9 protein-coding genes are annotated in these 12,689 nt (G+C 62.6%); 3 read left to right on the plus strand and 6 right to left on the minus strand.

Translation table 11 applies throughout. The annotated features are described in order from the left end of the window. Nucleotides 1–23: 23 nt before the first annotated feature. From bchL to M1P90_RS29555, 5 genes are all read right to left on the minus strand, one after another. On the minus strand, nucleotides 24–845 hold the full coding sequence (gene bchL, locus M1P90_RS29535) for a ferredoxin:protochlorophyllide reductase (ATP-dependent) iron-sulfur ATP-binding protein (RefSeq protein WP_483699286.1): 822 nt from the start codon (nucleotides 843–845) through the stop codon (nucleotides 24–26). A gap of 59 nt (nucleotides 846–904) precedes the next feature. Continuing rightward, complete coding sequence (locus M1P90_RS29540; protein WP_483699287.1) at nucleotides 905–2,185, minus strand: Coenzyme F420 hydrogenase/dehydrogenase, beta subunit C-terminal domain; 1,281 nt, start codon at nucleotides 2,183–2,185, stop codon at nucleotides 905–907. Nucleotides 2,186–2,378: 193 nt separating this feature from the next. Further along, entirely contained in the window at nucleotides 2,379–4,076 is a 1,698-nt protein-coding gene (locus M1P90_RS29545; RefSeq protein WP_483699288.1) for a ferredoxin:protochlorophyllide reductase (ATP-dependent) subunit B, read from the minus strand. A 100-nt stretch (nucleotides 4,077–4,176) separates the two neighbouring features. Then, entirely contained in the window at nucleotides 4,177–5,439 is a 1,263-nt protein-coding gene (gene bchN, locus M1P90_RS29550; protein ID WP_483699289.1) for a ferredoxin:protochlorophyllide reductase (ATP-dependent) subunit N, read from the minus strand. A 119-nt stretch (nucleotides 5,440–5,558) separates the two neighbouring features. Beyond that, complete coding sequence (locus M1P90_RS29555; protein WP_483699290.1) at nucleotides 5,559–6,944, minus strand: BCD family MFS transporter; 1,386 nt, start codon at nucleotides 6,942–6,944, stop codon at nucleotides 5,559–5,561. Between the two features lie 479 nt (nucleotides 6,945–7,423). On the opposite strand from M1P90_RS29555, the gene M1P90_RS29560 reads away from it, so the two are divergent. Continuing rightward, nucleotides 7,424–8,569 (plus strand): hypothetical protein, encoded by a 1,146-nt coding sequence (locus M1P90_RS29560; protein ID WP_483699291.1) that lies wholly within the window; start codon nucleotides 7,424–7,426, stop codon nucleotides 8,567–8,569. 42 nt (nucleotides 8,570–8,611) lie between these two features. Next, on the plus strand, nucleotides 8,612–10,297 hold the full coding sequence (locus tag M1P90_RS29565; RefSeq protein WP_483699292.1) for a sensor histidine kinase: 1,686 nt from the start codon (nucleotides 8,612–8,614) through the stop codon (nucleotides 10,295–10,297). A 23-nt stretch (nucleotides 10,298–10,320) separates the two neighbouring features. Here M1P90_RS29565 and M1P90_RS29570 read toward each other — a convergent pair whose 3' ends face one another. Further along, the gene (locus tag M1P90_RS29570) at nucleotides 10,321–11,226 is read right to left on the minus strand and encodes an IS982 family transposase (protein WP_483699052.1); all 906 of its coding nucleotides are present in this window, start codon (nucleotides 11,224–11,226) and stop codon (nucleotides 10,321–10,323) included. A 192-nt stretch (nucleotides 11,227–11,418) separates the two neighbouring features. On the opposite strand from M1P90_RS29570, the gene M1P90_RS29575 reads away from it, so the two are divergent. After that, nucleotides 11,419–12,417: a response regulator gene (locus M1P90_RS29575; protein ID WP_483699293.1), complete on the plus strand. Its 999-nt coding sequence runs from the start codon at nucleotides 11,419–11,421 to the stop codon at nucleotides 12,415–12,417. The last annotated feature ends 272 nt before the right edge of the window (nucleotides 12,418–12,689 follow it).

Raw genomic sequence — 12,689 nt, forward strand, 5'->3', positions numbered from 1 at the left:
ACTCAACATGTAGCATTGAGCACTTACTTCCAGCCGCCAATCACATTGAAGATCTCGCGGTCGCCCAGCGGCGAAGGCACTTCCGAGCGCGGCTGGTTCAGCAGGTAGTCGGCCATTTCGGTGAAGGGGTCGACGCAGAGCGCCTTGTCGGGGCCTTCCATCTCGAACAGCGTCTTGCCGGCCAGGCGCGAGCGGCGGATCAGGTCGTGGTAAGGCACTTTGCCAATGATCTCGGTGCCGACCGTGCCGGCGAACTCTTCCAGCAGGTTGGTGCCGCCGCCGAACTCGTAATCGACGCGGTTGGCGATGATGCCGGCCAGCTTGACCTTGTAGCGCACGCTTTTCTGCTTGATCGCGAGGCACAGGCGGTTCGCGGCAAAAATGCTGTCGAAGTCGTTGCAGGCGATGATGACGCCGAAATCAGCGTAGTTCAGCGGGGCCGAGAAGCCGCCGCAGACCACGTCGCCCAGCACGTCGAAGACGATCACATCGTACTTGTTGTACAGGCCGAACTCGTTCAGCAGCTTGACCGTTTCGCCCACAACATAGCCGCCGCAGCCGCTGCCGGCCGGTGGCCCGCCCGACTCGAGCGTGTCGACGCCCGCGTAGCCGTGCTTCACCACGTCGTCGATCTCCACATCCTCGATATGGAAATCGACCTCGGTCAGCACATCGATCACGGTGTTCTGCAGCATGCCCGTGAGCGGAAAGGTGCTGTCGTGCTTGGGGTCGCAGCCGATCTGCAGCACCTTGGCGCCCTGCAGCGCAAACGCCGCCGAGAGGTTCGCGCTGGTGGTGCTTTTGCCGATGCCGCCCTTGCCGTAAACCGCGAGCGTGAGACTCATTCGCTTTCCTCCTTTAAGGGAACCGTGGAACCGCAGAACTACAGGAACTGCGTGCATTGTTACGAGTTTACTGTTTCCATTACCTGACTGGCTGGTTCTGCAGTTTGCCGGTTCTGCGGTTCCAGCGGGCGGCCAAATGCCTGCGCATACGCCTCGGCATACGGCTCTAGCGCGGCGAACACGTGCGCCGGCACCACGCGCCGCTCCATGCGGGCGAAACGGGCGCGCACATACGTCAGATTCCGCAGCATCTTCATCTCGATCACGCTGCGGGCGAACTCCAGGCCACGCGGGCCGCGCCGCCGCATCAGCGCGGCGATCAGCGTGCGCACTGGCGCGGGCGGGCGCTTGGGCGGCTGGGCCAGCATGGCGGCGTAGCGCGCCACACCGGGCCGCCGGTCGCCGCGCTCGGTCAGCTCGCCCAACTCAAGCTCGGGGCGCAGCAGGTCGAGCATGGCTTCGCCGCGCGCGTTGCGGGCCAGAAGCCACTGCCAGCCAAACGGCGCGCCCATGTAGCCGATGGTGATGTCGGCCAGGGTGTTGGCGTAGTCGAAGCAGGCGAGACACGCCGAGGGGAAGATGTCGCCCAGCTCGGCCATCGGGATGTCGATAAAGTTCACCTTTTCAACATGCCCGTCGTCGTGGCGCAGGTGTACGCTGAAATCCTGCATAAACTCGAAATGCGCCACCGTCGCAGGCGAGCGGCTGACCAGTTCGAGAAAATGCTGCAGATCGGGGTAGGCGACGTTGTCGCTGCACGGGATGCCAATCACATACAGTTCCTGCAGGCCCAGCTCGCGCTGGGCGGCGCGCAGTGCGTGCACCTGGCAGCCCACGCCGATCACGGCCAGCCGCCGCACGCAGCTCGCGCGCACTTCGTCCAGCAGGCTCAGGCCGGGCGCGAGGCAGGGCTTGTTGCCCGCGCTGGCGATCACCTCGGCGGGCGTGCGCGCCAGAAAGGGCTGCGGCGCGAAGCGCGTGCCGGGAACGGCCCGCGTGGTCAGCACCGCGTCGGCCAGGCCGCGATCAAGCAGCAGCGCGCCGAGCCGCGTGGCAATGCCGCTCCACTGCGCGCGCGGGTTGGCAGGGCGCAGGCGGGCGGCCAGCATGTGGCGGTACACGCCGAACAGCTGCTCGTCGGGCGTTTTGCGCGCGCGGCCGTGCACCTGCATTTCCATCTCTGCCGTGCGGTTTTCCACAAACACGCAGCTCTGCGCCATCAGCGGGCGCAGGCTGGTATCGCAGAAACCGCAGTCGCTGCAGAGCTTGGGCCGGCCCTTCAGGCGGGCATCCTGCGAGAGCAGCGTGATTGTCTGGAGACCTTTGGTTGGTCCGTCCACAGTTGTTGACCTTTACGCCAGTCGTTGGTCGTTACACCAAGTATGGTCGAAGCATTCGCCTTGTTCTGCCTTGCTTGTCGGCCACAGCCTTGTCAAGTATGGGCGAAGCATTCGCACTGATCTACAACGTGGTCGGCTCGATGAGAGCGAATGCTTTGCCCTTACGACGTCGCGCCGTCTCGCCCTGCGCGCCTCAGCCGCCCAGCGCTTCCTTCGCCGCCTGCAGCACATCGACGGTGATCTCAGCGACGCCTTGCTCGCCGGCGTAGCGCTCGACGTTTTTCTGCACCCGCCCGCGCACGAAGAAGGGCACTTTCTTCAGCATCACCTGCGCTTCGTGCGACCAGACCGGAGGATGGGAGTTGGGGGATGGGGGCTGGGCAGGGCGGCCATTCGCTGCAGTTGCTGCTTGTGGCTCCTCCGACACCAGAGTATTCCCATTCCCGATCTCCTGTCCCCCATCCCCTTCATATTCGAGCCCCGCATCACCAAACAGGTCGATCAGATGCTTTTCGAGGCCCAGCGTGGCGGTGGTGTATACCTCGTCGGCCAGCACGTCGGCGCCGTCGAAGCCAAGCATGGGCCGGTAGCCCAGCAGGTGGTTTTCGATATGCGTCGGCGGCGAAATGACCATGCACGGAATGTCGAGCTTGCGGCAGCTGTGCCGCTCCATCTGCGTGCCGCACACAAGGTTGGGCTGCAGGTCGGCAATGCGCGTGGCGACCTCCTGGAAGCGGTCGGTGACGAGAAGGGGCGAAGCATTCGCCGCTGCTTCGCTGTTCATTCCAAACTGTTCGGCAGCGAATGCTTCGCCCGTACTGGTTGGAATGTGGGAGCGAGATAGCCCCTCTGGCAAATATCCCGCCAGCTGCTCACGCACCCAGTCGGCCTCGTGCGTCAGGTAGGTGCCTGCGCCGGCAATCTCCATGCCCAGTTCGTCGTGCAGGAACTTCACCACACCCACGGTATGCGTCGCGTCGCCGAACACAAAGGCGTTTTTGCTGCTGAAGCTTTCCATGTCGGCGGTGCGCGCAAACCACGGCACGCCGCTCGGCGCGCTCATGCCGTCGAGCGAGAAGGCGGTGAGCGGTGGCAAGGTTACGACCGGGCCGTTTGCGCGCGCGCCCACGTCGTTCAGCATCTCGACCAGCTGGCGCAGCCATTTGAGCGTGGGCTGCACGCCAATGGGTGCGTCGCGGAGCGCGGGCGTGCCGAACTGCTCTTCGAGATATTCGGCGGCGTTGCGGCCCAGCTCGCGGTAGGGCGCGATATTCAGCCAGGCCGCCGGCAGCCGCGCCAGGTCGCTCGGGCTGGCCCCCAGCGGTGCGACTACATTCACCTGCACGCCCAGCGTCTTCAGGATGCGGCGCAGGCAGATCAGGTCGGTGCGCACGTGGAAGCCCAGCGACGCCGGCCCGATGATGTTCACGCTCGGCTGGGGCGTCAGCGGTTGCGGGCGGGCGTAGCGCTTGGCCAGCAGCGTGAACAGGCCATCGGCGGAAAGAACTTCGGCCATGCGGTAGGGGTTGGCGTCGTATACCAGCACCTCGGCCTGCGTGCGGGCGCTCATCGCCACCGCTTCCAGGTCTTCCTGGAGCAGAATCGTGCTGCAGCTTGCGCAGACGATTATCAGCTCGGGGTGCAGCTTGGCCTCGACCTGCCGCAGCGTCTCGGGCAGGCGAATAGTGCCCTGCGCCAGGTCGCGCCCGCTCACCACGCTGGTCGTCATCTGCGGGAAGGCGGGCGTGCGCTCCAGCATCGTGAAAATCGGGTTCACGTAGTCGTCGCCCTGCGGCGCGTGAAACACCGCATGCACACGCTGCATGCTGTTGGCAATTCGCCCGACGCCGTGGTGCGCCGTGCCTTCGTACATCCACAGGGCTAGTCGCACATGTACCTCCAGTTGGCAGTTTGCATGTTGCAGTGAGGCGTACTGCCGACTGCTTACTGTCTGCTGAGTTTTCTTTTCGTAGCAGGCCGATACTTCGTCTCTATTGCACCTGGAGCGGGATGACACCCGGCATCAGCCCCGCGCTCCACACCGGGTCGTCGAGTGGGTCGAGCCGCGCGTGGCGGCGCAGCGATTTGGTGAACATGCCCGCCAGCGTGCCCGCGCCCGCCCAGCCGTGAATTGGCATAAACGCAAACTCAGTGCTCCACTTCGCCACCACGCCCTGCCCGATCAGCGGGTTGGTCGTGCCCATGGTGCTGATCACCAGGTCGGGCTGCGTTTCAGCAATCGTGCGCAGCTGCCGGTCGAAGTTGGGCTGCTCGAACACCGGCACACCTTCCAGCGCGGCCAGCTCGCGCGCATGGAATTTCTTGTTGATGTAGGGCGAGCTGCACTCGACAATCTCGCAGCCAGCGGCGCGAAGAAAGCGCGCCAGCGGCAATTCCATCAGTGTGTCGGCGGTGAAGAAGACACGCTTGCCGCGCAGCAGATCGGTGTGCGTGGCGAGCCGCGCCCAGGCCTGCGCCTCGCGCTCGCGCAAGTCAACATCGATGCCAAACAGGCGCGCCAGGTCTTCCCAGAAGGCACGCGTACCATCCGGCCCGAATGGAAACAGTGATTGCAGCAGCGTCGCGCCACGGTCGCGCGCCAGGCGCGTAGCAACTTTCGCGAGGTAGGGCTGCAGCGGCGCCAGCACCGTGCCCGGCCCAATTGGCGGCAGCTCGTTGAAGCGCGTGGCCGGCAGGAAACCCGCGACCGGGATGCCCAGCCGCGCCGCTTCAAGCGCAAAATCGTCGGCAATCGAGTCGTTCACCGAGCCAAGAAACACCACGCGCCGGTCGTCGGGCGGGGCGGGCGGGCAGAACGGCAGCAGCGCCTGCAGCACCGAATCTTCGGCCTGGCTAAAGGTGTAATCGAGGCCGCTGGCCGGCACAAACAGCACCGGCAGGTCGGGGCGGCTCAGGTGGCGCGCCAGCCCGTCGAACTCGACCTTCATCACCTCGGGCGTACACGACGACAGCAGGAAAATCACCGAAGGCTTGTGGTCGGCGCGAATCTCGTCGATCAGCGCTTCCAGCTCGGGCTGCGGCTTGGACAGGTCGGTTTCTTCCATCAGGGCCACGCCAAAGCGCGGGCGCGCAAAGATCATCACGCCCAGCGCATTCTGCAGCAGGTGTGCGCAGGTGTGCGTGCCGAGAATGAGGAAAAAGCTGTCTTTGATCTTCTGGTACAGCCAGCCCACGCAGGTCAGCCCGCAAAAGCTGTGGTACAGGCCGTCTTCTTTCTGGATGGCGTTTGGCATGCTTCCCTTCCGTTTGGGCGACGCATTTGCCGCTGGCGTGCATCATTCGAGCAAGGAGTGTTGAGTTATCGCTGGAAAATTTTATAACTCAACACTCAGCATTCAAAATTCAACATTCGCTACGCCGCAGCGCTCGCTTCCATACTGCGCACCAGATCATCACGCGTCAGGCCATGGAAGGCTTCCACACTCACCGCGCGCAGCAGCGCAATGCTCAGCACCATCAGCACGGTTTCCAGGCCGAAAATCGCGCTGTAGCCTACCGCCGGGGCAAGCCAGCCGGTTTCGATCAGCGCGCTTTTGAGCGCCCCGCTCAGCACCGAGGCCCCGCCGGTGCCAAAGGCCTGCGCCATGCCCCACAGCCCCATATACAGGCCGGTTGCGCCTTCCAGGGTCATGTCCATCATCAGCGACAGTGCGCCGACGTTGTACAGGCCGGTGCTGACACCCATCAGCAGCAGGGCCGGGTTGAGCAGGGCGCGCTGCTCGGTAAAGGCGCACAGCGTCAGCAGGCCCAGGCCCAGCGCCGTGCCCGCGCCGCCCACCGTGGCCAGCAGCTTTTTGCTCAGCGGCAGAAACGCGCTCAGGATGCCCATCAGCAGCATGCCAATCAGCACGCCGCCACCCCAGGTTTGCGTGAAGGTCGTGGTTTCCTTCACCGTCATCCCGAACACGTCCGCGCCAAACACTTCCAGCACGGCGTCTTGCAGGAAAATGCCGAGTATCGACAGCAGCACAAAGGCAAAGAAGGCGCGCACCTGCGCATTTTCACGCAGCAGCGCCAGCGCCGCGCCCAGCGCGCTGCCGGCCGGCATCGCCTGCTGCGCCTGCGCCTGCAAGGCCGCAAACTCGGCGCGGCTGCGGCGCTGCTCGACGCCCAAAATGCCAAGCAGCGCAGAAATCATCACGATCCACGGCGTCAGGTTGTACAGCGCCTGCATTTTCTCAGGTGTGTAGGTGTCGCCCATCACGACCTTGATCACAATCGCCGCCGCAATCGCGCTGACGATTGTGAAGGTCCACACCACCGCGACCACTGCGCCGCGCGATTTCGGGCGGCTCACCTCGGCGATCAGCGCGTGGTGCGCGTCGCCCGAGGCGGCAATGCCAATGCCAAACAGCACCAGCAAGCCAAAGCCGGCCAGCACCGCGCCAAGCGAGCCAGCACCCATCGCCGCCGCCAGGCCGGGCAGCGCCAGAAACACCAGGCTGGACAGCAGCGAGCCAAGCAGGAAGTAGGGCGTGCGCCGCAGGCCCAGCAGCGGGTGGCGGTCGGCCATGCGCCCAAACACCACCTGAAAGGGCGAAAGGAAATGGTGCATGCTGATCATCACCGTGATCAGCACCGCCGCCACGCCCAGGTCGTGAATTGCGATGCGGTTGAAGTTGCTGGTGAGCAGGGCAAACATCCAGCCAACGCCGATTTTAGGCAGCGCAAGCTGCAGCGTGCGCAAAACGCCCAGCAGCACGCGCGGGGCTGCGGCGGATCGAGCGGGAGCACTCATTGCAAACCCTTTCTCAACAGGCACATCGTAGTGCGGTTTCGGTACTACAAAAATGGAAAAAGGCAGGCAAAGACGGCACAAGGCGTACCGCCAACTCGGCACTACGCACCCAGGCGAAGAAGCAGTATTTTGGTAAAACCCCGGTAAAGCGAGTATAGCACAGGTTTAAGTGGTTTCAACTCTCACAAAACCTGTAGTTTTAATTCACATTTACTCTACACATCACTTACGCACGAATCGCACTATTTGCAAAGCATACACGTTTATTATGCAAAAGATATTCTTTCACAATCGAATCATTGTGAAAAGAACGCATTTCGATTGTTCGCGCGTTCCTTATCCATATGCATATCTTGGGCTGCGACGTAACGAAAGCAGGCATGCCGGGCAGCAGCACCCCAGCGCAGCAGATAGCTATTGCGAAGCGGTTGTGCTATAATGAAGCCGATATCAGAGAACAGTCGCGGAGATACCACGTCATGTCGCTCTATGTCCCGACCGGAACGCCCCCACTGATTGGCAGCGCAGTTGCTCGTATCGAGCGCCGGCTCCCCAGCGCCGGCGAAGTACTTGTGCGCCAGGGGCAGCGTGTCGAGCCCGAAGAAGTTGTCGCCAAGGCGTTTCTGCCTGGCGTTCCCATGATCGTCAACCTGGCCCGCGCGCTGAGCATTGCGCCCGCGCTGGTTGAGCGTGCAATGGTTCGCGAGCTTGGCAATAAAGTCAGCCAGGGCGAGGTGCTGGCCCGCTCGAGCCGCATCGGCGGGCGCACATGCCTGTCGCCGGTCAGCGGCAAGATCGAGTCGGTCGACACCGAAACCGGCTATGTGACGATCTCGCCCGACCCAACGACCTACGAGCTGCAGGCGACAGTGCGCGGCCTGGTGATGGAAGTGCTGCCGAACCAGGGCGTTGTGATCGAAACGCCCGCCGCGCAGGTGTATGGCGCGTTTGGCATCGGCAAAGAGCGCGCTGGCGTGCTGCGCCTGCTGGTGACCGACCCAGCCGAGCCGATTCGGCCCGAGCTGATCGACGCTCGCAGCGCCTATGCAATCATCATGGGCGGCAGTGGCATCACCGCAGCTGGCTTGCGGCGCGCCATGCAGGAGCAGGTGCGCGGCGTGATTGTTGGCAGCATCGACGAAGCCGAGCTGCGCGCGTTCCTGGGCTGGAGCTCGCCGGCGAGCTGGCGCGCTGGCACAGGCGGCTGGAATTTCCCCGACGCCGTCAGCACCGCGCCCGACCTGACGCTGGTCGTCACCGAAGGCTTTGGCACCCAGCCCATGTCCATGCCGCTGTTCGAGCTGCTGGCCAGCCACGACCGCCTGGAAGCACTGATCGAAGGCGGCACGCGGCTGCGCACACCAATGCAGCGCCCGCGCGTCGTCATCCCGCTTTCAACGCGCAGCAGCAATGTTCAGCTCGAACCGCCGCGCCCAAGCCTGCGCAGCGGCGCAACCGTGCGCCTGCTCGACGCCGCGCACCTTGGGCAGGTTGGGCAGGTACGCTCGTTTTCAGCAACGCCGCGCCGGCTCGCTTCGCAGGTGCGTGCTGCCGCCGTCGATGTTGCATTGGAGGATGGCACGCTCATCCAGCTGCCCCGCACCGATGTCGAAGTCCTCGCGTAAGGTGTATCGCAACGATACACGCACGAACAAGAGAAACAACGCATGAGTGAGGCCGCCGCAGTTCACCGCAACCTACCTCCTGCAGGCGCCGCAGCCCCACGTATCCTGGTCGTCGACGACGAACCATATATGTGTGACGTTTGTTCGCGCACCCTTCAACGGGGCGGCTATGAAGTGACATCCACCTGCGATCCGCACGAGGCCGCCAACCTGCTCCGCAGCGACCAGCATTTCGATCTGCTGCTCACCGACATCAAAATGCCGGCCATGAGCGGTCTCGACCTGGCGTACATTGCCCGCGAGCAAGATCCAACCATCGCGATTATTATCATGACGGGCTTTGCTACGATGGAAAATCTGCAGCAATCGGTGCAGCGTGGCATTGCCGATTTTCTTTCCAAGCCGTTTGAGCTCGAACACCTGCGCCTGGCGGTTGACCAAGCCCTGCACAAACGCTCGATCCTGCAAGACAACCTGCGCCTGCGCGCCGTGGCGCAGCTGTTCGAAAGCAGCCAGGCCCTGAGCGCCACGCTGGCGCTGCGCGAAGTGGCCGAAATTCTGCTGGACGTTTCGCTGCAGCAAAGCGGCTATCGCGCTGGCTTTGTGGCCCTGGCGGCCACCCCCGACGCGCCAGCAACCGTGCTTGCCGCCGTTGCTGCGGCCGAACTGCTGGCGGCGGGCAGCGAAGCAATTGACGAAGCGCTGAGCAAGCAGCAGGTTGTGGTTGTGCGCGATCAGCCGGTGGCCGAGCTAGGCGGCGCGGCGCTGAACCAGGCACTCGCCGTCCCGCTGCGGGCACAAGGCGAAGGCAGCGGCGTGCTATTGCTCTGCGACGACCGCACCGACGCGCTGCGCCCGGGCGTGATCGAGAGCGTCGCCTTGCTGGCGAACCATGCCGGCGCGGCGCTGCGCAACGCCTGGCTGTATGGCGAGCTCACTATCGCCTACCAGCGCGCGCAGGAGCTCGACCGCCTGAAAAGCGAATTCATCTCGATAGCCTCGCACGAATTGCGCACGCCACTTTCGATTGTGCTGGGCTACACCATGATGGTGCGCGACCAAAGCGAAGACCAGAAGCGCGTGTACCTTGAGCGCGTGATGGAAAGCGCCCAGCGCATCAAAACAATTGTTGACGATATGGTCAACCTGCGCCACCTTGATCGCGGCGAAACTGACTTCGCCCTCGACCAGGTGGTGATGCAGGAACTCATACATATGGCTATCGAGCGCGTGCAGCCGAGCGCCACCGAGCGCCGCCAGACCATCGGCGCTGCGCTGCCCGGCGAGCCATTACTGTTTCTCTGCGATCACGAAAAAGTCCTGCTGGTGCTGAGCCATTTGCTCACCAACGCCGTGCGTTTTACGCCGCCTGAAGGTACGATCACCGTGGGCGCCAGGCTTCAGCTGCCCGGCCCGCTCGACACTGGCGGCAGCCGCATGTTTCCCACGCGCCCGGCGGCCTCAAGCCTGCCCTGGCTCATCATAGATGTGCAAGACACCGGGGTGGGCATTGCCGAACATGAGCAGCCACGCATTTTCGACCGCTTCTACCAGGTGGCCGACTCACTCACGCGCGATCATGGTGGCATTGGGCTGGGCCTGGCGCTGGTGCGCGAGTTGGTGAGCATGCTCGGTGGCGCGGTATGGGTCACCAGCCAGGCCGGCAGCGGCAGCACCTTTTCATTTGCGCTGCCCTTCCGCCCGCCGAGCACTGTACTCGCGGCATAATAGGGCGATGTGCTAGTTAAAACTCAGGTCGGAAAAGCAAGTTGCTTGATACGCAACCAGTCTGGGTTGCCGAGCAAGCGATTGATATAGATGCACAGCGTGTGAGCGGTCAGCTTGGTGTACAGCCGTGCGCACAAGCCCCAGAAACTATGCGCGTGGTTGCTCTCAATCTGAAACTGCTCAGTCAATTGCCCATTCACTGTTTCGATGATTTGGCGCACCTGGTTGAGCAATCGGCGCACCTCAGACGACACCTGCTGTTTCTGGTTGGCTCGCGGCAAGGTCAGCAATCGTATGCCACAGCGTTCGAGCAACTCTTTGGCCAGTTCGGCTTTGATAAAGCCTTTGTCGCCAATCACGGTCAGGTCACGTTTGTCTTCAAGCAGGTCACGAGCGGCATCACGCTCATCACAATTGGCACTCATCAACTCGAAGTCGAGTATCGTGCCGCCGACGGTGACCAGCAGATTGAGCCGATAGCCGTAGATCGTTCGTTTCTTGGTCGGGCAGCGGCCATAAGTTGCACCATAGGCGTCCCAATCACCCGAAGACGATGGTACCAAATGGAACTGAACGACTTCGATCGGGAGACTATCAATCACGCAGTGCGTATCCTGGGCGACATCCATCACGGCAAGCGTGATCAGACGAATATGGTTGATTGCGGCCATCAAGTTGCGTCGACGTCGATTGAAGCGCGAGCGTTCGGGTTGAACGGGAAACAGATGGGTGTAGTTGCGCCATTCGCCAATGAGATTGGTTTCCTTGTCCCACTCGCGGCATTCGCCCACAATCGCCATGGTGATCAGTTCGGCATCCGAGCAGCCTGGCTCGGGACCGGGTCGCGGATAGAGATGCCGAATCTGGAGCCAGATGTCGTCAATTAGTACGTACATGCACGTCACAAAGTCATCGAAATCGGTTATCATCACAATCCTCCAGGTGTGAAAGAGCTGACCGTCAGAGAGTCTCTCTGTAGCACCTGGAGGCTCGAATGTCAAACCATTTTAACTAGCACATCGCCCTAATACCTGCCTGAACAGCCGGGGCAGCCAGCCTCCCTGGCGCTGTGACACTAAATTGTACTCGTTGAGCTTGTTTGGGAAAGGCAAAGCGGAGCAATGGCCTACCATCTCCTGATTGTGCCGGGTGAGAATGAGGAGCTACGCGCGCTGCCGGGCCAGCTCGCCGACGTTGAAGCGCGCGTTCTCGATTCGGCCAACGATGCGCTCTGGGAAGTGCGCAACTCCCCGCCCGAAGTGATTATCGCCGATGTCGATCTGCCGGGTATGAGCGGCCTCGATCTGGCCGAAATTCTGCCAAATTTTGGTGTGCCGACCCATGTGGTGCTGTGGAGCCGCACGCCCAACAGCCGGGCCGCAAACGAAGCCGCCAACCATGGCGTTCATTTGTTTCTCAACGGCCCGCTCACCACCAGCGAGCTGCATGAAGCGGTGTACCAGGCGCTGCGTTCGGCCGCAACAGCAGTGGCGGCGGCGGCAGTTGAGCCAGCCCCCGCCGAAGAACCTGCCGCGCCGGTAGCGCCTGCGCCCGAACCGGCACCCGTAGCGCCAGCGCCCGCTCCTACGCCCACCATGGCCGAACGGCCACGTCGCGAGCGCGATCAATCGCGCCGCGACACGCGCCCAGCGCCCGCGCCCGCCCCGACACCGAGCGAGCCGCCAGTCCGCCGGCCGGCTGGGTCGCGCCCGCGTGGTGGCTCGTTTGTGATGACGGCCGACAACCTCAAGCCCATTCGCAGCCGCATGGAATCGCTGTCGCAGGACGTTGGCTCGCAGTGCATTCTGCTGGCGAATCGCGCGGGCATGGTGCTGGCCGAGGTTGGTATCTCCTCGGGCATCCCAACCATGATCCTGTTGCCACTGCTTTCCACCAGCTTCTCAACCGCTGGGCAGATCTCGCAAATCCTGCGCGAAGACGACTCGACCTCGCTGTACATGCACGAGGGCCAGCGCTATGATGTCTATTGCTTCGACATCTTACAAAACTTCATGCTGGTGATTGTGTTCGACAAAAGCGGCATCGCCACTGCCAAAATTGGCTCGGTGTGGGTGTATGCCAAGCGCGCCATCCGCGACATGCAAGAAATGCTCGCGTAGATATTCCGCACTGGAATGGCAAAAGAGTATTGATATAACGCAAGGTGGCAAGCCGGTTTGCCACCTTGTTTTCACCACTGCCGCGGCGCAGCATAGCCCTCAAAAAACTTGCGCATTTCCCTTACTCATGCTATACTCGCGCCCGCTACAAGGCTGGCAACAGTGATGTTTTCAAATTCAACCTCCAATCCAGGTTGAATTTTTATGCCCGATGGTCGCACGCTTGTGAAAGAGTTCGCAAACATCGGTTGACTTTCTGTTAACCACATGGT

This window comes from Kouleothrix sp. 19917, assembly GCF_057073505.1.

Excerpts from the sequence above, each read along its gene's own strand:
- bchL (WP_483699286.1), bottom strand. The coding sequence starts at position 845 with ATGAGTCTCACGCTCGCGGTTTACGGCAAGGGCGGCATCGGCAAAAGC.
- bchN (WP_483699289.1), bottom strand. The coding sequence starts at position 5,439 with ATGCCAAACGCCATCCAGAAAGAAGACGGCCTGTACCACAGCTTTTGC.
- M1P90_RS29555 (WP_483699290.1), bottom strand. The coding sequence starts at position 6,944 with ATGAGTGCTCCCGCTCGATCCGCCGCAGCCCCGCGCGTGCTGCTGGGC.
- M1P90_RS29560 (WP_483699291.1), top strand. The coding sequence starts at position 7,424 with ATGTCGCTCTATGTCCCGACCGGAACGCCCCCACTGATTGGCAGCGCA.
- M1P90_RS29565 (WP_483699292.1), top strand. The coding sequence starts at position 8,612 with ATGAGTGAGGCCGCCGCAGTTCACCGCAACCTACCTCCTGCAGGCGCC.
- M1P90_RS29570 (WP_483699052.1), bottom strand. The coding sequence starts at position 11,226 with ATGATAACCGATTTCGATGACTTTGTGACGTGCATGTACGTACTAATT.
- M1P90_RS29575 (WP_483699293.1), top strand. The coding sequence starts at position 11,419 with ATGGCCTACCATCTCCTGATTGTGCCGGGTGAGAATGAGGAGCTACGC.